The sequence below is a fragment of the Paraburkholderia sp. JHI869 genome, from assembly GCF_038900775.1.
Lineage (GTDB): Bacteria > Pseudomonadota > Gammaproteobacteria > Burkholderiales > Burkholderiaceae > Paraburkholderia.
In genome coordinates this window covers 1-21,966 of the sequence record NZ_JAYMSC010000026.1, presented here as the reverse complement: position 1 = coordinate 21,966, position 21,966 = coordinate 1, and the positions used below count along the sequence as shown (strand labels likewise).

General features: G+C 56.3%; 15 protein-coding genes and 2 pseudogenes. 6 read left to right on the top strand and 11 right to left on the bottom strand.

Annotated features, from left to right (window positions below; all coding sequences use genetic code 11):
• Positions 1-200: 200 nt before the first annotated feature.
• Positions 201-1,976 carry an NAD(P)/FAD-dependent oxidoreductase gene (locus VSR72_RS32440; RefSeq protein ID WP_342956349.1) on the bottom strand — a complete coding sequence of 592 codons (1,776 nt, stop codon included), beginning with the start codon at positions 1,974-1,976 and terminating at the stop codon, positions 201-203.
• A gap of 440 nt (positions 1,977-2,416) precedes the next feature.
• Here VSR72_RS32440 and VSR72_RS32435 point away from each other — a divergent pair.
• The 3 genes and pseudogenes from VSR72_RS32435 to VSR72_RS32425 all read left to right on the top strand — a co-directional run.
• Positions 2,417-2,611 (top strand): annotated as a pseudogene (locus tag VSR72_RS32435) (isocitrate lyase); the annotation flags it as partial.
• Between the two features lie 411 nt (positions 2,612-3,022).
• On the top strand, positions 3,023-3,346 hold the full coding sequence (locus VSR72_RS32430) for a DUF4148 domain-containing protein (RefSeq protein ID WP_342956348.1): 324 nt from the start codon (positions 3,023-3,025) through the stop codon (positions 3,344-3,346).
• Positions 3,347-3,474: 128 nt separating this feature from the next.
• Positions 3,475-3,771 (top strand): antibiotic biosynthesis monooxygenase, encoded by a 297-nt coding sequence (locus VSR72_RS32425; RefSeq protein ID WP_342956347.1) that lies wholly within the window; start codon positions 3,475-3,477, stop codon positions 3,769-3,771.
• A gap of 121 nt (positions 3,772-3,892) precedes the next feature.
• Here the strand turns inward: VSR72_RS32425 and VSR72_RS32420 are convergent, their stop codons facing one another.
• A complete protein-coding gene (locus VSR72_RS32420) occupies positions 3,893-4,132 on the bottom strand; it encodes a hypothetical protein (RefSeq protein ID WP_342956346.1) in 240 nt (79 codons plus the stop codon).
• Between the two features lie 1,175 nt (positions 4,133-5,307).
• Here VSR72_RS32420 and VSR72_RS32415 point away from each other — a divergent pair.
• Positions 5,308-5,511, top strand: a complete 204-nt coding sequence (locus tag VSR72_RS32415; RefSeq protein WP_342956345.1) for a hypothetical protein — start codon at positions 5,308-5,310, stop codon at positions 5,509-5,511.
• Between the two features lie 239 nt (positions 5,512-5,750).
• On the opposite strand, the gene VSR72_RS32410 is transcribed toward VSR72_RS32415, so the two are convergent.
• Positions 5,751-6,524: an SDR family NAD(P)-dependent oxidoreductase gene (locus VSR72_RS32410; protein WP_342956344.1), complete on the bottom strand. Its 774-nt coding sequence runs from the start codon at positions 6,522-6,524 to the stop codon at positions 5,751-5,753.
• Positions 6,525-6,954: 430 nt separating this feature from the next.
• On the opposite strand from VSR72_RS32410, the pseudogene VSR72_RS32405 reads away from it, so the two are divergent.
• Positions 6,955-7,595 (top strand): annotated as a pseudogene (locus VSR72_RS32405) (transposase); the annotation flags it as partial.
• Positions 7,596-7,674: 79 nt separating this feature from the next.
• Here the strand turns inward: VSR72_RS32405 and VSR72_RS32400 are convergent.
• From VSR72_RS32400 to VSR72_RS32390, 3 genes are read right to left on the bottom strand one after another with little or no spacing between them, the layout of a single operon-like run.
• Complete coding sequence (locus VSR72_RS32400) at positions 7,675-9,117, bottom strand: NAD(P)(+) transhydrogenase (Re/Si-specific) subunit beta (RefSeq protein ID WP_342956343.1); 1,443 nt, start codon at positions 9,115-9,117, stop codon at positions 7,675-7,677.
• A complete protein-coding gene (locus tag VSR72_RS32395) occupies positions 9,118-9,438 on the bottom strand; it encodes an NAD(P) transhydrogenase subunit alpha (protein WP_233852938.1) in 321 nt (106 codons plus the stop codon).
• Positions 9,439-9,457: 19 nt separating this feature from the next.
• On the bottom strand, positions 9,458-10,603 hold the full coding sequence (locus VSR72_RS32390; protein WP_342956342.1) for a Re/Si-specific NAD(P)(+) transhydrogenase subunit alpha: 1,146 nt from the start codon (positions 10,601-10,603) through the stop codon (positions 9,458-9,460).
• Between the two features lie 1,941 nt (positions 10,604-12,544).
• Here VSR72_RS32390 and VSR72_RS32385 point away from each other — a divergent pair.
• On the top strand, positions 12,545-13,543 hold the full coding sequence (locus VSR72_RS32385) for a LysR family transcriptional regulator (protein WP_342956341.1): 999 nt from the start codon (positions 12,545-12,547) through the stop codon (positions 13,541-13,543).
• Between the two features lie 357 nt (positions 13,544-13,900).
• Here VSR72_RS32385 and VSR72_RS32380 read toward each other — a convergent pair whose 3' ends face one another.
• The 5 genes from VSR72_RS32380 to VSR72_RS32360 all read right to left on the bottom strand — a co-directional run.
• Entirely contained in the window at positions 13,901-14,746 is an 846-nt protein-coding gene (locus VSR72_RS32380; protein ID WP_342956340.1) for a fumarylacetoacetate hydrolase family protein, read from the bottom strand.
• 317 nt (positions 14,747-15,063) lie between these two features.
• Positions 15,064-16,206 (bottom strand): GntR family transcriptional regulator, encoded by a 1,143-nt coding sequence (locus VSR72_RS32375; protein ID WP_342956339.1) that lies wholly within the window; start codon positions 16,204-16,206, stop codon positions 15,064-15,066.
• A 169-nt stretch (positions 16,207-16,375) separates the two neighbouring features.
• Positions 16,376-17,527, bottom strand: a complete 1,152-nt coding sequence (locus tag VSR72_RS32370; RefSeq protein WP_342956338.1) for an L-lactate dehydrogenase — start codon at positions 17,525-17,527, stop codon at positions 16,376-16,378.
• Positions 17,528-17,650: 123 nt separating this feature from the next.
• Positions 17,651-18,931, bottom strand: a complete 1,281-nt coding sequence (locus VSR72_RS32365) for an MFS transporter (protein ID WP_342956429.1) — start codon at positions 18,929-18,931, stop codon at positions 17,651-17,653.
• Positions 18,932-20,962: 2,031 nt separating this feature from the next.
• Positions 20,963-21,966, bottom strand: a 1,004-nt coding sequence (locus VSR72_RS32360) for an aldehyde dehydrogenase family protein (RefSeq protein ID WP_342956337.1), incomplete at its 5' end; no start/stop codon positions are given.

Genomic DNA, 21,966 nt, shown 5'->3' with positions numbered 1-21,966 from the left:
GCGAAATGTTCCTTTCGAAGCGTCGGTCCAGCACGGCAGCGCGACGGATGGCATGCCGCGCAAACGGAAAAACGAACAGCCCAGCGAAGTTTGGCCGATTCGGCCCGAAATCGCAGAGCTGTTCGCCGCCTATCATCTGGACAACAGCAGGTAATTGCGGCTGAGGTCCGGCCCCACTTCTCCGTGGACTGTTACGCGAGTCAGGACACGAGACCTGCTTCGCGCGCCTTGATCTGCAGCGCGACATAGTGCGACCACACGCGACCCTGCGCGAAGCCACCGCCCGTTATCCACAGACCCTTCTGCGCAGTCGGCTTGTACATGTTGGCCATCTCGCCGGTGCTGTCCGTACCCCAGATCGGCCCGATCTTCTGCACAATCTCCTCGCCCAGCAGCTCCCGCACCACGTCCGTTGGCGGGTGATAGCCCGTCGCCGCCACCACCAAGTCCGCCTTCTCGATGTGCCCGTCCTTCATCAGCGCGCCTTCCGGCACGAAGCGGTCGAGGTCCTCGTAGTGAATCAGACCCACGTCGCCGCTGATAATGAGGTCCGAGCACCCCACATTCAGGTAATAGCCGCCGTGGTTGCGGCGAATCTTCATCTGGTGGCCGCCGTTCTCCGGGCCAAAGTCCAGCTTGAACCCCCGCGCCTGCAGGCCTTCAATCAGGTCTTTATCGATTTCAATCATGCGCTGCGTGGCCAGCTTGTACCCGCGCAGCAGCACCTCTGCCGTATTGCTGGTCGCGATCAGGTCGCAGTCCTCCAGCGGCAGATTCTCGTTGTAGTAGATCGCGTGGTTGATACTGGCCGCCTTCACGCTGAACACCGTCAGCGAGCCGCGCTGGATCATCTTCACGTTCGCGCCGTGACCGTGAAGGTCCTGAGCAATATCGTGCGCACTGTTGCCCACGCCGAGCACCAGCACGTTCTTGCCCTTCCAGGGCGCACCGCTCTCGAAGCCCTGCGCGTGGATCACCTTGCCCGCGAAGTCCTTCAGCCCCGGCACCTCAGGCATCTTCGGCTCGCCGACCACTCCGTTGGCGAACACAATGTGACGCGGATGCAGCACGCGCTCGGTGCCGTCCGCACGACGCACCCGCGCCGTCCACTCGCCGCGCGCTTCATCGTAGCGGCCCTGCACAAATGTGGTGTTGGTCCAGACGTTGCATTCCATCGCGACGGCATACGCCTCCAGCCAGTCACCCAGCATGTCCTTGGGCAGGTACTTCGGCCAGCTCGACGGAAACGGCATGTACGGCATGTGGTTCAGATGGATCTCATTGTGCAGCGCGAGCGCACTGTAGCGCTTGCGCCAGACATCACCGACCTTGGGCAACCGCTCGACGACGAGCGCATCCACGCCCAGCAGACGCAGGCGAGCGGCAATCGCCAGACCATTGTGCCCGCCGCCGACAATCAGCACCGCCGGCTCGCGGTCAGCGTACTCCTGTTCCTGTGCGCGCCGCTCACCCCAAGCCTGACCTCCAAAGGTGCGCTTGCTAGCGCCATCCGGACGCTTCTTGTCTACCGGCTCCTCGAAGCCCTTGAGCTCGCGCAACGTGGTGCTGATGATCCATGCCTTCTGTGTCTCGACGATCGGCAGCCGAAGAATACCTACGCAACGACCCACCGCCGTCTCGAACTGGAAAATGGCCTCGATGATCTCCACGCCGGCGCGCTTCACGCGCCGCGGAGGGGTGCGGCCTTCGGCAATCTTGAATGCGTTCGCCTGCACACGCGGCTGCTCGCGCAAAAGCGTCGACACAACCGCCTCCCGGGAATCCGATGGTGTCAGGTTCCACGTGAACGCGAACATATCCCGCCAGTGCGAGTCTTCAATGAACAGCCGCTCCAGCCCGGAACGGTCACCCGCGGTAAGCGCTTTTTCAAAAGACCCCAGCCACAGCGTCACGCTCTCCGCAGGCGTCAACGCACGAGCTTCCTCGAGTTGCGTTTCGGTCGTCGCATCGTACATTTCCAGTTTCCTCTTCCATTATCCCGGAGCAAAGCTTCCGTTGCAGATTGCACGGAACTTCCCGATGTCGAGGATTCTAGAAACCCACCGCCGCGCCAGCTAGATAATCACATGCGAAGGATCATTGCCCGTAGAGCTAAGATGAATCTGCCCAACGCTGGTTACACTCGTGTAACGAATTCGAAGCAATCGTGAAGACGGTGGTGATCGCGTTTCATAACCGCAAACGCTAGGAGATTTGTATGCCGCACTCATACGAGGCAAGCCAACTTCAACAGCTATGGGTAACCGAATCGCGCTGCAAGGGCAGCAAGCGTGGCTACTCAGCTGAAGACGTCGTGCGACTTTTGGGCTCGGTACAAGTCGAACACACCCTCGCGCGGCTCGGAGCGGAAAAACTCTCGGCGTCAATTGACGAACAGCCGTTCGTCAGCCAGAACATGAGCGCGTTCGTCGAAATGCAGCGGGCCGAGTTCGCGGCTGCGGAAACGGGCTTCACCGCTGTGAAGCACCAGCGCGAAGTGGGCACCGGCTACTTCGACGCCGCGACGCAGACGGTCGAGCGCAAGGCCTCGACCACGGCTCCGCACGGCTCGACGGAAGACGAGCAATTCTTCGACGAACGCGGGGCTTAGCGCATCGTCAATTTGAGGACAACCTCCCCGCGAACAGTTAGGCCACCTCCATTTGCCTCATCGTAAAATTCGAGGAAATAAGATTGTTTCCGACCTCGCCTGCTGATATTCCGGAAGATCGCATTAACGAAGTCAGGCTTCGCACTACCAATGTCGGCAAAGGTGTACATCACTGATAAGAGCGACGGGACTTACTGGACAGCTATGCAATCAGCGGAAGAATGAAATTGCCGGCAGGATCATCGACGGCTTCGTCGGCTATTACGTGGCACCCTTGCAGTACTTCAGTATCGCTGTTTCTATATCTCGAACCCGGCGTCGTGATTCACGCCATTTCACTTGACGAAATGGTCGACTCGGCGCGTGTTTCTACAAGGAAAAACTCTCGCGACTGCGAGCTTGGAGGAGCGTATGAAAACGAAGAAACTTTGGATCAGTCTTTGCATCCCTTGTCTAGCAGCTGGGCTTGCGCTAACGCCTCCCGCGAGGGCGCAGTCAACAGCCGAACAGGCGGCGCCTGCATCTCACAGCACACCGTCCAAAGAGGAAGCCAAAGCTCAACGAAAAGCTGAGCGAAAAGCCCATCGCGCAAAGAAAAACGCAGAACTGAAGGAGCTGGAAAAGCACGGATACAGTCCCGGTGGCAATCAGACTCAATATCCTCAAAACCTTCAAAATGCTCAACAGAAGTCTGAAGCCGAGCAAAGAATGAATAAGCCAGCATCGGCACCCTGATTGGGTCATGTTGAATTCTGTTCTTGCGCTGTAGGCGGGAGCCGATGGAAGAGCTCCCGCACGTCTATCACGTATCGTTCGTCCAAAGGCGCTGACGTTACCTTAGGTTCAACGGAAAGGAAAAGAGCATGATAATCGAGCTTGCCGATATCAGGATTCACGTTGATGAACAGGAGACCTTCGAGCGAACAATATCCCACGCGGTGCGGAATATTCTCTCAAAATCAACCGGCTTCTTGAGCTACGAGATTATTCATTCTATTGAGTCTCCTGATAGATACGTTCTGCGCGTATGTTGGGAGACGGTCGAGCACCACACACTCGGATTTCGCCAGTCTACGAATTACGAAGAGTGGCAAAAACTAGTTAGTCCGTTTTTTGCGCAACGCCCCCTCGTAGAGCATTTCGAGATGGTTTCGCGTTGACAGCTTTATTTGCGCGTGGACTGCGATTTAACCGTGTTGGAGCCGCTTAGTGAGCGACTCCAACACGGTCACTGACTCGATGCATTCACCTCTAGCCAGTCACACCCTAGCGTCGCATGAATTAGAACGAGCCTCCACTAGCACTGTCATCTTTGTCTGCACCTGATGTGGCATCAGCCGTCGCTCGTGAACGCTCGCTAACGCGAGCGAGATGGTGCTTTAGAACACGGCCAACTTCGGCATCAGGACTGTTGAGTACTACGCTGATATCGCACGACTCTGCGATGACTTGTGCCGCTTCATCCAGCATACGTGCGAGTTTGCTGTCATGCGACGATTGATTTATTTCTGCATTCGCCATTCCGGATCTCCTTAAGAAAGACTGTGGCATCAGTGCTGGGCAGCGTCGCACGCGAAGAGGCAACTGTCAATTGATGTGGACACTATGTGAGACCCTGTATTGCCCCGAGTCTTGCGTGCGGGAAAGCGAAGTCACCTGTATCTCCCGCGAGAACCGGACCGCTTTGAACTTATGAATTACAGATATAGGCAGATGCAGTAAATATGCATAATTCGGAGAAGCGTCTTTCCGCAATATCGCACCGGAGTCGTCGCAACCGTGTGATCGCGGAGATGTTTTGTGCTGCGCGTTCAAGATCATAAGATGGTCGCCGTTATCTCAGAATTCTGATGGGTCCCCCACATGCAGCTTTCGTGTCGCTCACGGAATCGCCCGTGCAGCAACCTGCCGCTGCCGGGCGGCGATTGTTAGCCTTTTTACATCCGCTTCCAAGACGACACCGCTCCTCAAAATCGATAGTGGCCGGAACAATGAAGTCGCGCTTCGGCATTCCGTGCGCCGCACCGCTTTTGCAACGGCGGGTGGCGACGAAGATAGCTCGTATCGAAACGCTTACTCACCTCACACACTTCATTGACTCCAACTTCATGCCTATTCATCCTTGGGGTACGTTGCGTAGCCGATTCAATGAGAAGGGGCGACCCGCAATGACGGCTTTCTTTGCCGCGCTTCTGGACGACGGCTTCCCAGGGACAGTCGTGGGCAGACTGGCCTGAGCATAAGCCGGGGCAAACCAACCTTATGGATCTACGTCTCCCAACGCCTGATCTGACCGACGGTGTCCGCATCGATCGGTATCACCATTGTGCATTCTGGGCCTCTCTCTCGCAGTGTACTAAGCACCCTGTGTGTGAACCTCCTTTGACTATTCCGACCGTCGAATCGACCCATCCTTCCGAGCTGTTGGTTAGACGGGGATGACACTCGAGAAACATCGTACGCGGCGACCTGCGAAGCGCTGCACGATGCAACGGAAGGTTCCCACCTGACGCAAAGGTCCCTGCCGCAAAAGGAGGTATCAGACCTGCGTGCCGCACACTAGAATTTTCTCTAACAGATCAACAAGTCCAACGGACAGTTGGTCTAAAGCGGTCGATAAACGAATAGTTTTTTGTCCGCACACCCGAGCTATTTCAGTTAATGGCCTACGGGCGCCCCCTTGGAGAGAGGAAGTTATGGCAACCGAACGCCGTTCTCTGAAAGAAGCAGTAGAGACATGGCTAACGCCGAACGGCGCAGTACCGATAGCTATCGAACTGCTGCGTCAACCGGGGCACCGCAGGTACGTAAAGATTGAAGCGAGTCGAGCGACCGAAGCGCTGTTCTTCTACTTTTTTCGCCACCCCGACGGTGCATGGCGCGTTTTTCCTCCCAATTGAGGGTCTCGGGACGCGCGACGCTGTATTCGCTCAGGCGTCAGCTTCGCTTCGGATTTTACGAGCGCGTTTCGGACACCAGACGGTCGCTTCTAGACTTGTGAGTCAGTGCGCTTCGCATAGGAGTAGTTAGGCATCTTACTGACCTGTTCGTAGTGTCCGTTGCCAACGACCGAGCCGACGGTTTCCTGCACGTTCAAGTGCGATAAGAGCTCCACGCACTGAACGTCGTCAGGAGTTGCTCAACGTTGCGCCGTTTGCGGAATACCGGTAGTGGAGCCACCATCCACGGGCAGAACTACACCGGTAATAAAACTCGCATCCTCTGAGAGAAGGAACGCGATAGCAGCGGCGACCTCATCTGGACGTCCCTCGCGGCCGAGAGGATGTGCGGCACGAATACGTTCAACGTCTGCTGGATCTGCGAACATCGGACCCGTCATTGGAGTACGGATAGTACCGGGTGCCACTGCGTTCGCGCGGATACCAAGTGGTGCGAGTTCGAGCGCCATTGCTCTGGTCAAGCCACAAACGCCAAATTTGGAGGCAACGTACCCGAGGCGGCTCTCGATGGCCATTATCCCAGCCGCAGAACTCACATTTACGATCGAACCTGCACTGTTCACTTCTGCAAGTGCTCGAGCAAAGTACTGACAGGTATTGAAGGTGCCATCAAGATTCACGTCGAGCACGCGGCGCCATACTTCGGGCTCAAAACTCAGAAGCCTCCCAACACCACGTACCCCAGCTGAATTGACCAATCCGAACAGGGCTTGCGATTGCCTCCCAGCGGTCGCGATCATTGACTCGACCTGAGCTCGGTTTGACACGTCCGCACAGACGCCAACTATCCGTCCGGCATGTTCGAATTCGCGCACCACCTTGTCTACTTCTTCGGAATTGACATCAGCGGCCACGATCGTCGCGCCTTCCGCGATGAGACGGCTCACACATGCCTTGCCTATGCCACTAGCTGCGCCAGTGACGATGACAGTCTTTCCATCGAATCGATTCATTACAGTCTCCAGAATTCGAGTACCCATCGACGCGTGAGGCGAAACGCCGATTCCTGGCCGTGGTCAAGACCTCTTTCCCTATCGACCAAGACGGATAAACTTCAAAACAAAGCTTTGGACTGGTCTCCTACGCCGGATGAAGCGGCTTGAATGACCGTTTGTGGTTTATTTTATTTGATCGTGCGTTCAGGCAGTAGCCGGCAGAATTGGCATGTACTTATGTATCGGGAGCATGAATCGGCGAGTCGGAGAGAATGAACAACTCGCTCAATTGGCTTTCGATCTCGCGCGCTAGTCGCGCGTTGTGCGGCCGAACAACTCATCATCGCGAACGAGCGCCCGCGCCATCTCGGTTTTTAATAGCTACGCCGCGTAAAGAAAACGCCACGACGGAATCAGCATACGCCCCCCTTAGCTCGGGCGTTTGCCCATGAGCCTGGTGCCTTCGCGGGCAGCCTGGCGCCCGGCCGCCGAGGTCTGCGTAATTCTGCTCACCGAGCAGTGTAGCTGGGTGCGGCACGTGCGCGAGGCGCTGGGGCAGATGAACCACCAGCTTGCAGCGGTGCTCGCCGATGTGATGGGAATGACACGGCAGGCGATCGTCGCCGGCGAGTGCAACCCATAGGTGCTCGCCCGCCCCCGCCACGGCCGCGCGAAGGCAAGCGCCACCGAAATCAAACCGGCGCTGACGGGCAATTCGCGCGATGGGCACGTGTTCGTGCTCGGTCTGGCACCGGCGATGTTCGACAGTCTCGCACAGCGCATCCTCGAATGCGACGCGAAGATCGACGCGCTGCTAGCACCGCTCGGACGCCACGACGTCACGGCAGTTGGCCCCCGCAAGCTGCGCGGGGGTGGACCTCACGCGTATCAGCGACCGGTTGGTCACACCGCCGTGATGGCGCTCCTCTCGGAGATCGGATCGGGCCAGATCTGAGCCGATTGGCGAAATTCAAGCACTTCAGCTCGTGGTGCGAGCTGTATCCGGGTACAAAGATTAGCGGCGGCAATATACTAAGCGCGCGCACCCGACGCTCCGCCAATCGGGCACGGCGCTGAGGCTTACGGCCGTGAGCGTCACCCAACGACTTTGCGCTCGGCGCGCATTATCGGCGCCTCTGCGACCGAAGGACCGTAGCCCATTTCGTGGCTATTCGACCGCCTTCATCATGTCCTCCACCACCTTCTTCGCATCTCCGAACACCATCATCGTCTTGTCCATATAGAACAGTTCGTTGTCGAGACCAGCGTAGCCCGCCGCCATCGACCTCTTATTAACGATAACCGTCCGTGCCTTGTACGCTTCCAAGATAGGCATACCCGCGATCGGCGATTTGGGATCAGTTTTCGCCGCCGGATTCACAACGTCATTCGCCCCAAGCACCAGCACCACATCCGTCTGGCCAAACTCACCGTTGATGTCCTCCATCTCCTCCACCATCTCGTAAGGTACCTCGGCTTCGGCCAGTAGTACGTTCATGTGCCCCGGCATTCGCCCCGCGACGGGGTGAATCGCATACCGCACGTCGATGCCCTTCTCCACGAGTTTGTCGGTCAGCTCCTTCAACGCGTGCTGCGCGCGCGCCACGGCAAGACCATACCCCGGCACGATCACGACGCTCTCTGAATTGCCAAGCATGAACGCGGCATCATCGGCGGAACCGGACCTCACCGGCCGTTTCTCCGCAGACACGTTCGCGGTCGCACCACCCGACTCACCACCAAAGCCGCCGAGAATCACGTTGAAAAACGACCGGTTCATCGCCTTGCACATGATGTATGACAGGATCGCACCCGATGAACCCACGAGCGAACCTGCGATGATTAGCATCGGATTGTTCAGCGAAAAGCCAATGCCGGCTGCTGCCCAGCCAGAGTACGAGTTGAGCATCGAAACGACCACCGGCATGTCCGCGCCGCCGATAGGAATGATGATTAGCACACCGAGCCCGAACGCGATGACCGTCATGATGATGAACGGCAGCCACGAGTCCGTCAGCATAAAGATCACGCCGAAGCCGACCATCGCGATGGCGAGCAGCAGGTTGATCCAATGTTGTCCCGAATATCTGACGGGAGCCCCCTGAAACAACCGGAACTTGTACTTGCCCGAGAGCTTACCGAATGCGATGACCGAACCCGAGAACGTTATCGCGCCGACAAACGTGCCGATGAACAGCTCAACGCGATTCCCGTACGGAATCGGCACGTCGGGCGCAGCGAGTCCGAACGCGTACGGCTCCGCAACCACCGCGTACGCGATACAGACAGCCGCAAGACCAATCAGCGAGTGCATCGCCGCAACAAGTTCAGGCATTTTGGTCATCTCGACTTTCGCGGCGACGTACGCGCCCGCACCGCCACCGACGATTAATGCCGCGCATAGCAACGAAAGCCCAAGCGTCAGATTCGCTTGCAGATAAGCAGCCTGCTTCACGATCAGCGCGAGCGTCGTAAGAATGGCGATAGCCATGCCAACCATGCCGAAGGTATTGCCAATGCGCGCGACCTTCGGATTCGACAAGCCCTTCAAAGCTTGGATGAAACACACCGAGGCAACGAGATACAGAAGTGTGACGACATTCATGCTCATTTAGACGCACTCCTTGCTCGTGACCTTCTTCGATGCCTTCTTCTTGAACATTTCAAGCATTCGCCTCGTGACAAGAAAGCCGCCGAACACGTTTACCGCTGCGAGCAGTACGGCGAAGGTGCCGAAGGCCTTGCCCGCGACGCCGACCGTGAGACCCGCCGCGAGCATCGCGCCGACGATGACGATCGCCGAAATCGCGTTGGTCACGGCCATGAGAGGTGTATGCAGCGCGGGGGTGACGTTCCAAACTACGTGATAGCCGACATAAACGGCCAGCACAAAGGTGATTAAGTTGATCACTGTGTGATTGATGACATCCATGTGCGTCTCCGTGTCGGCGTCAGGCCGGCGCTCGGGCGATCTGTCCGTCGCGGCACTGGAGCGTAGCCGCGACGATGTCGTCCGCAAGGTCGATGTTGAGGGTACCTTCCTTCGTCAGGATGAGCTTCAGGAAGTCGAGAAGATTGCGTGCGTAGAGCGCGGAGGCGTCGGCTGCGACCATCGAGGCGAGGTTCGTGTGGCCGACGATATGCACGCCGTACCTCATTACCACCTGGTCGACTTCTGTGAGAGGGCAGTTTCCGCCTTTCCTGCCTTCGAACTCAGGACCGCGTCCAGCGGCGAGATCGACGATCACAGAGCCAGGCTTCATGTGCTTCACCGTTTCCACCGAAATCAACGTCGGCGCGGGACGCCCCGGAATCAATGCTGTCGCGATGACGATGTCCGCCGCCTTCGCCCGCTCATGCACTTCCGCCGCTTGCCGCATGAGCCAGCTTGGCGGCATCGGCCGCGCATAGCCACCAACACCTTCCGCAGCCGCGCGCTCCTCATCCGTTTCGAACGGCACGTCAATGAACTTCGCACCGAGTGACTCGATCTGCTCCTTCACGGCCGGTCGGACGTCTGACACTTCGACCACCGCGCCCAGACGCTTAGCCGTCGCGATCGCCTGCAGGCCCGCGACGCCCGCGCCAAGCACCAACATGCGTGCCGCCTTGACGGTGCCGGCGGCGGTCATCAGCATCGGCATGAAACGCTGGTAATACTGGCAGGCCATCAGCACCGCCTTGTATCCTGCGATGTTTGCCTGCGACGAGAGAACGTCGAGGCTCTGCGCACGGGTTGTGCGCGGCGCTGCTTCGAGTGCGAAAGCGGTGACGTTAGCAGCGGCGAGGCGCGCCGTGTTCTCGGTGTTGAAGGGATCGAGCATGCCAACGAGCACGGCGCCCGGATTGAGCATCACCAGTTCCCTATCGCTCGGCGATTGCACCTTTAGGACGATCTGAGCGGAAAAAGCCGTAGCAGCGTCAACGACATCAGCACCCGCCTGAACGAACGCGTCGTCGATATAGTTTGCCGCCAAACCCGCACCACTCTGAACATGAACGTGATGTCCTTGCGCGACTAGTTTTTGGACAGTCGCGGGCGTGGCTGCGACGCGTAGCTCATGCTGTTGAGTTTCCTTTGGTATTCCTATCTTCACAGTTTATTACTCATCTCAAGTAAGTTCGTGCGACTAACGCCTCGGAGGTGCCGCACTCGAAGCCATCACTATTGACGAGCCGTGATCGCTAGGAGTCGGTATCGTGCACCCTCTGCGTTTCCCGCGGCGATGGCGTTCCCAGGCCTCTCGCCATACCGCTGAAACGTTGATTGGAGCGGGCCTTGGCAGAAAATTGCTATCCATCGTCGATTGCAACCAATGTGCAGGTAGGTGCCTTTATGTACCTGCTTCGAGCAAGTGCGGTATTTTGAGGGCGATCGACTCAGAGCGAAAGCTTGTGACATCCAACCTTATAGCCTGCAGTTATGTCATAGGAGTTCCGCACTGATGTCGCTGCGATATCCGACTTGCGTTATGGAGACGACCTGCTTCGACCTCAGGGAGCCGCCGGGCTCAAGAGGATTTCGACGAGAAGCGCGATATTGAATAGCGAAGAGATAAACCGCCTCTGGGACGGCACACCGAGAAGTTATTTCCAAGTCTTGACCGACCCTCGCAAGCACTGGCTGGTGGTTGCCTCTTGGGGATCAAGAACGAGGCAGGCCGTCATCGACTCCGATAGGAGTGGCTCAGCCAGACCTCAATTGACCCAATTCCTGTGCATGTCTTGCTCGGCGAGTTGTATCCACCGAGCAGGGCGAATCCGCCCAAGTCTACGTATCTATTGTGGCTAGCGTGACAGCTGCAATGACGCGCCCGCCGAGCCATCTTTGGACGCTCTGACAGCGGCGATAGTTACCCCCCGTTCGACAATAACCTGTGGTTATATCGGATGTCGCCCTAATCTAGTTATGGGTCGCCTAAAAACCTAGACTGACAGCAAACAAGCGAGCTACTTGACGAATCATTCGCGAACAGCGGAGCCGAGCATTGAAAGTAGATTAAGCAGCCAAGGTAGGAGACATCTTTACGTATGACCCTACACTTCGCATAAGGGTTTTTACTAGTGCCGGATAACTCTCCAGCAACTAGCGGTTTACTGCCGATGAGGGCATTAGTTTTCGAGGAGCACCAACTACAACCGGTAGGGCCGGCCGGAGGTTCTTGAGATAGTGCTTGCCAATTCGATGGTCGCGCACAGATCACCGCTGACGGTCGGTAAGCGACAAACGAGGTCTTGAAACGGAGAGGCCAGTTCTTACACGAGAATCATTACGAATCTCAACGAGAACAATATACATCCCAGACAGGATGAGTTCGAGGCGTAGCATGAAGATGGCACCGAAAATGAAAATTAATAGTTCACGCCTTATCTACATGCTTATTAACTTGAACCAAAAAATTAAATACAGTGATTCGGCGCCGGATTCCGTGTGTGGCGACATTAATCGAAAGATCGCACACAGGAAGGAGGAGTAAGCACTGCAATCTGCACACGACCAAAACGTGGGTGCAAATCCCGTCAAGATTTCTGCTTTGGAACAGACGACACTCCTTCGGAATGTCCTGCAGAAATTAGTTGACTCGTGGTTTTCGTTTGACCGGAAGCCACAGAAGGTTCGCAGGCATTTTAGTGGGTTCTACAGCGATAACTATCGATCTGGAAAATCGATAACTACAGACTTGAACCGCCTGTTCGAAGATCTGGGGGATCTAACGCTGGTCAGGTCGTCGCGACAGGCACGATTGCCGATGACTGCCTCGCGCTCGGTGTGCGCCCCGATTTCGCCAAGCCGACGAGGAAGCTAAAATATTCTATCTGGCGTCGGAAATATCGAGGACAGGACCGTTTGAAAGCGCGACGAGTGGATCGTCTACATACGGCCGCGACGCGCTGCAACGGATCCACGGTTCGACGGCCGAAGTTAGACGCTGGCCAGTCTCGCCCTACTCTGTCACAGCGGGTCAGACGAAAGGCCTTAGTCTTGTTACCCGCAGGTGTGTGACCGCAGGACACCAGGTTAAAGTGGATGCAATGCCATGTCGATCTTAGCGATGCAGGATAGCACTAATCTTGAGACAAACGATTCTGACCAAGGCGTAGGTATCGCGACGTCTAGACTGTCGATGGATCCTCGCAAGCTGCTGTATATGGTTACTGCCATTGAAGAGGGTAGCTTTTCGAAAGCGGCGAAAAAGTTGGCAATATCTCAACCGGCTTTGACGAAGTCGATGGATCGCCTCGAAAGTGATCTTGGCATGAAGCTGCTTTGCCGTGCGCCGACCGGCATCGTGCCCACCCCGCTGGGCGAACTTGTCTACTCACACGCGAGACATATTAGAGATGAAATCGGTCTCGCGGAGATGCGCCTTCGCAGCGATTCCGCACCGACAAATGTCGTGACGATTGGCACATTACCTAGCCTCGCAAGCCGGGTGCTGCCTCTCGCGGTTGCTCGTTGGAGGGAGCACGCTCCGGACGTCATGTTGCGAGTGGTAGAGAGGCGCCAAATCGATCTGTTATTGGGACTGTTTCGACGAGAATTTGACTTTATCATCGCTCGGACCGAGTTTTTTGACATCTTTCCGGAAGGACTGAAACAGCGGGTACTCTTCCGTGATCGGCTCTGCGCGTTCGCACGGCCCAACCACTATCTGTTTGGATTGGCCGAACTGACATGGGCAGATCTCGCACAATTCCCATGGGTTAGCCCGATGGTCGGGTGGCATCAGCGAGCAGTATTTGAGAAACTTGTCGAAGCCGAAGGCGTTCCACCGCCACAACAGTTCATCGAAAGTGGTTCCATTGAGTTTGCGAAAACGTTGCTCATAGAAAGTAACCACCTAGCCCTCCTCCCCGCCCACTCTGTAATTGCCGACGTAAAGGAAGGTCGCATCAAGGCGTTGCCGATTACTTTTCCAGCACTGAAACGGAACATCGCGGTCATTTTTCGCGAAACGGCTCCATTGAACGAAGTGCATCGCACCTTTATCACCTACTTGGAAACAGTTGGTAAGGAGCTCTGTTCCGATCCATAACTTGTCCATTGAACCAGATGAATTGCACCGGATTCGCCGCGATGGATCTGAGTACTTCCATTTCAATGGAGGCCCCTGCATGTAGTCGGCAGTCCCACTGCCTTGCGGCAGCGGGGCCCGACGAACGCAGCATGAGACTTTCACTGCACTGCTCTTGAGCACAGCGTCAAGCGTCGTGCTGACGCCGCTCTCGCCAACTGCGCGAGCCATTCGCAAGCATCACATCGTTGATTCGCCTCATCGTGGGGACAAAGGCCGCTTTCTTTGGACAATCACCCAGCTTCGCGGTTCGACAAGTCCCGGGCTGAGCACGTGGTTGGGCGTGCTCACACTTTGTCTGACCAAGCGACATTAGACCTACTCGCGACGTCCGGCCTCGATGACATTTGACAAGGTGCCGATTCGTGAAATTTCGATTTCAACGAAGTCGCCTGGCTTCATAAAGACCGGTGGATTTCTGAACGCACCGACGCCACCCGGAGTCCCCGTCGCAATAACATCACCAGGCGAAAGCTCGCAGACGGAAGAAACATACTCGATTAGGTCGGGAATCTTGATCGCGAGATCGGAAAACTGGGCACGCTGCATCTCGAGACCGTTTAGCCGCGTGACTATTGTTTCGCTGTCGATATTGGGCATCTCGTCTACCGTCACCAGCCACGGACCAATCGACCCACTACGGTCAAAGTTCTTGCCCGCCCAGTACTGGCTCGTATGTCGCTGATAGTCCCGAATTGAACCATCATTGAAGCACGTGTACCCGGCAACATAGTTCATCGCTTCCCTGGCGGAAATGTGATGGCCCCGTTTGCCGATAACGATTGCAAGTTCACCCTCAAAATCGAAACGGTCGGACACCCTCGGAGCAATTAGCGGTTGGCCGTGACCGACCACCGAGTTTGGATGACGCGTGAAGATCGCGGGATGCGCAGGGACGTCCCTGCCAGTTTCGATAATATGACTCAAATAATTGAGCCCGACGCAGATGATCTTGTCCAAGTCGACCGGCGGGAGCAGCACTACCTCATTGAAATTGCGAGCCTGCGCACCGTGAAAATCTCCCATAGAACCACCGCTGGAAGCGAATTCCACAACGTTGGGAAACGCTGCGCGCAGAGTAGCGCTTGCATCGAGGATGGTATTCCCATCGACGAGCCCATAAGAAGTGACGCCGTCTGGAAGGACGTAAGAAGCCAAACGCATGATTACCTCATCAGTATAACTAACTATATATTAAGAAAAACGGCAGTGCGATCGCCGATCTATCGGAGCGAGACGAACAGCACACACGACTTGCTTCGAACTACGTTGCGAACTCCGCCACGCGAACCAACTGAGGGCACATATTTCGCGGCTGCGATCACCCAATCAAAAGAGACTATCGGTTCTTGTTTTGGCTCAGGCTGTAATCTGGCGTCGGATGTGCCGGCCTATCTCCAGGTCTGCGCATGAAGGCGCTCCAGGCGTACGCTGATACTGTTCAGCTTGTGAACTGCACGACACTTTCAAGGAGGCGATTTTTAAGCCAACGTGAAATATGCAGGGAAATCGGGTTGCTTCATCTTCTTGACGATCTCGAATCGTTCGGCCCACCGTCGCTCAGCCTCAAGAATATGCTGCTCTAACTTTTTGGCCGCCAGTTCCGCGCGCCCCTGGAGAACCATGTCCAGGATTTCCAAATGCTCACCGAAAGCATCTTCAACATGCAGGTGCTCGATAAGAGCCTCCTGCAATAGCTTTCCTGAGTTCTCGACGGCCGAGTTGCTGAGCCAGCGGGTCGGCTCGAACAAGACATGAGTTCGCGCCAGCGCGAGCCCGATTTCGGTATTCGGACAGTGTGACAGGAAGTCAATGTGCAAATCCTTTTCCGCATCGTACAGCTCTGCTCCACTGAGCCGATTTGACGTAGACCAATCGGCAAGCCTCCCCCTAATTGCACGCACCAATGGCTCCGGCGCACAGGCGACCGCTCCTAGCAGCGCCGTAGGCTCCAGCAGACGTCGTATTTCAAGAAGATGCTTGATTCGGTCGGGGGTTACCTGATTTGCAACCCAATGGCCCCCGCTATTCTTGGACAGAAGGCCGCTACTGTGCAAGCGGGCCATTACTCCGCGAACCACGGTTCTGCTAATGTCAAAATGTGCGGCGATTCCTTCTTCCGTCACGCGAATTGACGCGTAAAGGATCTGCATAGCCAACTCGCGCTCAATCTCCTCGTACAGACTTTGCCACTGTGGAGGAGCAGTGACGTCGACCTTTTCGAGATGCGCTGCCCGACCCAAGCCTTCCGGAGAATCTTGCCCCTCGAGACCTGGAACACGGTATCCCCGGCCATCATTCGGCACAATCAGTCCGTCGTCGCAAAGCGCAGCGAGTGCCAGTCGTGCCGGAGAGCGACCGATTTCGAATGCCCTTGCAAGATCGGACTCCAGGAGTTTTTCTCCCGGCTTGATCTTTCCCTCTTGAATCATCGCGCGCAATGCATCATACGTACGACCTTGCGTAGTCCCAGCCTGATGCCGGTCCGTTGCAGAGCTAGCGTTGCGCGCCCCCTCTTTCGACGCCTCCCGGATCTCGGCTGAAGAAGAGCGTTGCGCGCCGTCGGCCGAGGTGCGCCCACCGGTCTTCTGCGTTTCACTCTGCTCAAGGGAGGATTGACTCATCTCGATTGCGTCCGTCTAGGTGATGTCGATTAGAAGGTTTGGGCTAATGAACCGGGTAAGCACGGCCGACGAATAGCTGCAACAAGCGAGTACCCAGGACATTCAAAATGCCGCAGATTAGTGTTCGAGGCACCACAAAGTCGTACCCCATTTGGAATTCAGCAGAGATCTACGTCAGTATCGACGAGTCGATCTTACGAACGTCCGTGCACCCTGTCAGTGCCATTGTAATACGGAGTTCGTTCTGCAATATCCTGATCACTTGAGCTACACCTTCCCGTCCCCCACAAGCAAGCCCATAGGCCCATGCCCGCCCGATGAGGCAGGCGTCAGCGCCGCTGGCCAATGCCCGAAGGATATCGACCCCGGTGCGAATTCCTCCATCAACCAGAACAGGAATCCTTCCAGAGACCTGCTGCGAAATTTTCGGAAGCATCGAGATCGTCGAAGGCGCGCCGTCCAGTTGCCGCCCTCCATGATTCGAAACGATGATACCGTCGGCCCCGGCACGAACCGCTTCCTCTGCGTCAACTTGGTCGAGAACACCTTTGACTACGATTGGCCCGCTCCAATGCGAGCGTACCCATTGCAAGTCGTCCCACGTCAGCTTTTGTTCATAGTTCTTGAGAACCCAGGAACTGAAATTTGCCAGCGCTTCAGCCTCCTTGATGCCTGGCGCGAAGTTTCCGAAGCTGTGAGGCCGCCCTTTCAGCATCACGTTGACAGCCCATTTCGGATGAGTCAACGTGTCCCAGGCGAGCTTGATGAATCGCGCGACGCCAGGATCCCCTCGAAAGCCCGTACGATAGTCGCGGTACCTCGGGCTCGGGACGGGCAGGTCAACCGTGAAGACAAGCACGGGGCATCCGACATCTCGTGCGTGATCCAGCAAGTTGGCCATATATCCGCGGTCTTTGATCATGTACAACTGAAACCAGGGCGGCGTCCCGCTTCCTGATCGCACTTCGTCAATGCCACAGATTGAGAGGCTCGAGAGGCAAAAAGGCAGACCTGCATCGCGTGCGGCAAGTGCTGCCTGGACCTCTCCGCGTCGGTCATACATTCCCGCGAACCCCACCGGACCAAGAATCAAGGGCAGGGCCATCTGTTGCCCGAACAACGTGGTTCCCAAGGTGCTCGTGGATACATCACACATGACGCGCTGGCGCAACGATATCTGCCGCAGGTCTCGTTCGTTTGAGCGGAGCGTATCTTCGCTCATCGCTCCTCCCTCAATGTAGTCAAACATAAACCGCGGAAGCGCTTTTAAAGCCCCTTTCCGAAAATCTTCAATGTCGACCAGCTTTTTCAGACGGTTCATCGTGTCTAAATATCTTAGTGATTCGTAGGTAGCGAATTGAGGGCGACCCGTTCAAGCAACCAGCGATTCCAGAAGCCTCACGCCATAGAATGCCTGGTTACCGTGGACGATGACACGAGAACTTCAAGGCAACGCATTTGAAGATTGCGTTGAGTCAACCACGCCCCGCTGAACGCGCGGCGCACGCACAAAGACCAGTACCAGCAACGCCCCAGAGGCGGCAATCAGCCCCGTAAGCATGAATGCACTGCGGAAATCACCCGACCACTGAACAAGATAGCCAGTCAACAGTGGCGCCACAATCCCTGCGAGATTTGAAACAAAGTGCACAAAACCACCAATGGCTCCCACACGTGCTTTCTCGACTGTATCAAGCACAATCGCAAAGTAAGTGTTGTAGGTGGCCGCCATAAAGAATGCACCGAGTGACATCAGGACGACCGCGCTTGTTGCGTCTTTGACGGTAGCCATCAACGCAATGCAGATGGCTCCCGCTGCCAGACATGTGGTCAAGATTAATTTTCGGGAGAAAATCGCTCGTCCAGTGAGCCTGAACAGGAGGTCGCTAACAAGCCCTCCGATGATCAATCCAACGATGTTGCCTACCCACGGAAAGACCGTTGCCACCGCCATCGACTTGATCGACAGGCCATGCGCGGTGGTCAGATAGCTTGGAAACCACGTCAGGAAGAAGAACTGCACATAGGCATATCCGAAGAAGGCATACGCTGTGGTAATTGTCGAGGGCTTCAGGAGGTAGTACGCGAGGGACTTCTGTGCTATCGGCGATTCAACCGTTCCAGAGCGGCGGCTATTTTCTTCAGATTGTTCGCCGGAACGCGAAGGGCGGTCAGCTGCGAACGCTGCCCAGAGTAGAACCCATAGCACTCCTAAAATAGCAATCGAAATAAAAGCGAAATGCCAGCCTTCCCGAACTGCCAGGAATCCTACGACCGGACCGGCGAGCGCCGCGCCCAACGGCATACCGGCATTTGAGATTGCGATTGCCGTTGCTTGCTGCTTCCTCTCAAACCAGTTTGAAACCAGCTTATTGATGTTCGCAACGAAGGGGCCCTCCCCCATTCCAAAGAAAATTCGGATGGTCACAAGGGCTACGAGTGAAGTAGCCGTAGCAGTGAGTCCGCAGAACAGTGACCAGAACAGCATGGCCCCGATCAATACCCTTTTCGGCCCTATACGGTCAGAGAGATAGCCGCCGACAAAACAAAGGGGCGCGTACCCAATGAAGAAGCTGCTTAATACGATCCCCAAATGTGATGGATCGAGCTTTAGGTCCTTTGCGATCAGTGGCGCTGCAATCGAGAGCGCAGCGCGATCGAGGTAGCTGATAGCTCCTCCCAGACACAACAAAGACACAACTATCCAGTGCTTCCTCACCTGCATCACGCTTGTCTCCTTCGTTATGGTGCGATCAACGGTGGATTCCGCTGTACGATTCTTTGTACATTGGACCCAATGTGCAAAACATCGTACGCGTGAGGTGGCATCGTGTCAACGACTCTCTCAAACACTGCGGCGTTCGTTGGCACTCTCGCGGAAAACTAGTCGAGGTCAAACTCGTCAGCCTGTTGATGAGCGATCTGCTCTGGTCGTTGGCAGTTGCATGTGCGCCGACGCTCGTGAAGTTCAGCCCAGAAAGGGACGCTCGGTCCATTTGAACAGTGGTGTTGGCACCGGGGATTGACTGAAGGCATATTGAAAGGTCACTATGCGGCGCAACGCGCGAAGTATCGCCTTGCTGTCCTCCGTCAAGCGCTCAACGTCCGACGCGTGCCCGAGCACGTGTACCGCCGCATTCCCAGTTCGCAAGATAGCGGCTCGATTACATCCGATGCAGATCCGATTGCATCAGCGTCGACGGAACCACAATGACTGAAAACACCGCACGCCAAAGAACATGGCGAACAGGAGGATTGCCGCTAGCGGATCGAGAATGGCCAACGACTCCAGTACGCCCTGCCGGGGGCGCATCGGAATCCAGCTCAAGGCTCCCAAGAAGCCGAGCCGAGATCAGGCGCCTGGACGTCATCGCCACGTTTCCCGCAACCCGCTTCGGCACGCGGCTACGGTAACGAGAGGTCTCGCTCTGCCAGGCTGCATTCAGGTGCCTCGCGGGGGGCACAATAAGCACCTGGATCTGAAGCGCGATGCGCAACTTGATCTAGGCACGCTCGCCAGATGAAAGAGGCACCCTATCGCGATGCCCCCCAGCTACACTGAAACGTCAGCATGTCGAGATATGCAACAGACCTCGGGTAGGCTATGACCCAAGGTCGTCCAACCTATGCGCCTAGCGACGGACAACCAAGTCAATCATAGTGCACCTGAGAACTCGAGTCCGCGAAGTCCCGGATAGCCTGCTTGCCAATGCCCGAGTGCGCGCCCGCGACATGCACTGAAAGCGCGTCTATCGACCCGCCCGCCCCCTGGTCAGCAAAACATGAGATTCGCGCACGAGCATACCTCCCAAGATTGAGCATATGCTTTAACGAAAATATCCTTCTTAGGGGAATAGCGTAGATATCCTCGATCGAGAATAGCAGGTATAGCCGAAGGCCCCACCGCATTCAATGCGGCGGTCCCTTCAGCCATCCCGACATGGATGGTTCCGACAGACTCTCGGGTTGCGGCTCTATCTTCGCCACCGCACCGGACTGTCTCAACCCTACCCCGTGGTAGTCCGGATTTCCCCAGCGCGCCACCGGTCTCGCCCGTCCGCGCTAGCGGTCACCACCGAAGCTCTTCAGTCGGAAGAGGCGGCCCTAACGTCGGTGACAGTGTGCGCAGTCGACGTGTGACATAGCATGTATATCACTGGGTAAGACCTACATCGAGGTCAATCAGGAGGAAAACACGAATGTCTATCGGACGCTACAAAAACTCTCAAATGGCACGTGAGATTTTTCTACAGATTTTTATGTAATGATTTACGCAGGCATGTGAGGGAAGCTCGAATGCCGCGAACGAATTTCGTGACCCTCCTCAAATGGTCCTCCTTCGCGCCCTTGGTCAGCCATCAGCTTGACTTCATCAGCCGCCGGCGCGCCTGGCACCGGGCGTCGGTGCCGCTGAACATGCATGATGGCGTTGCTGTCTCACTGATGGGATGCGACGGCTTGCCCTGAGATCTCTTCCGGGCCGGCCTGAGGGAATGAAGTTCGATGGCGCAGGTATCCCGAAGAACCTTCATGACGCGGCGTCGGCGGCCGACGCCTTCAATGGCACAAGCTTGCATGTCTAGATACTGACGTGAGCTGGCTAGAGGCCTCGAGGCTTCGATTATGGATAGCTTTATGGATAGCGGCCGGCAAGCACACTATCGCCATTTCACCACGGAGCGATGTTGGCAGTCAGCTCTCGAAGGACGACTGACTTGACGACCTTCGCGCTGACAACCTAGGGATGACTGTAGAGTTATGTATTGATGTACACGCACTTCGAATACAGGTACGTGTCTAGGTGCGCGCGACCTCCCTTCGCACCGTAACCACTCAGCTTTGTTCCGCCAAATCCCACGAGTGGATCGATCAAGCCATAACAATTAACCCACATTACGCCAGTATGAATGCCTTTAACTACCCGGAGTGCCTTCGAGATGTCGCGCGTCCAGACTGCGCCGCCGAGGCCATACTCGGTATCGTTTCCTAGCGCGATCGCTTCCTCGACGGTGTCGAAGGGAATGACCGATAGTACGGGACCGAAAATCTCTTCGCGGGCAATCCTCATCTCGTTATGGACGTTCGTGAACACCGTCGGCGAAACGAAATATCCTTCAGCGAGCGACCCGCGTAGGCGCTCGCCACCGCAAACAAGCTTGGCTCCTTCATCTGCCCCGATCTGGACGTAAGACATCACTTTTTCAAGCTGTGCGCTAGAAATCAAAGGACCAAGCTGAGAGTTCGGATCAAGGCTGTGGCCCACTCGGATCGATTTCGCGAAGATGGCGACACGCTCGCAAAACTCCTTTACGATCTCTCGCTGCACGAACACACGCGTTCCCGCAAAACAGATCTGCCCCGAGTTAGCGAACACGCCCATCGCCGCTCCCTCGACTGCTCTATCCAGATCAGAATCGGCGAAGATAATATCGGGAGACTTGCCTCCGAGCTCCAACTGGAGCTTTTTTATATTTACAGTAGACGCCTCGATAATTTTCCGGCCGGTCTCAGTGGACCCCGTGAATGCAATGCGATCGACATCGGGATGTCGCGCTAGTGCGGCGCCTGCGACACTGCCACGTCCGGTTACGACGTTGACTACTCCCGGCGGGACGCCTGCCTCGTGGAGAAGTTCGACGGTACGCAGCACACTGAGCGATGCATCCTCAGCAGGTTTGAGGACCACTGTGCAACCGCTTGCCAAGACTGCACCGATGAGCCACCACTGGCTGCCCAACGGGCCATTCCACGGGATGATCC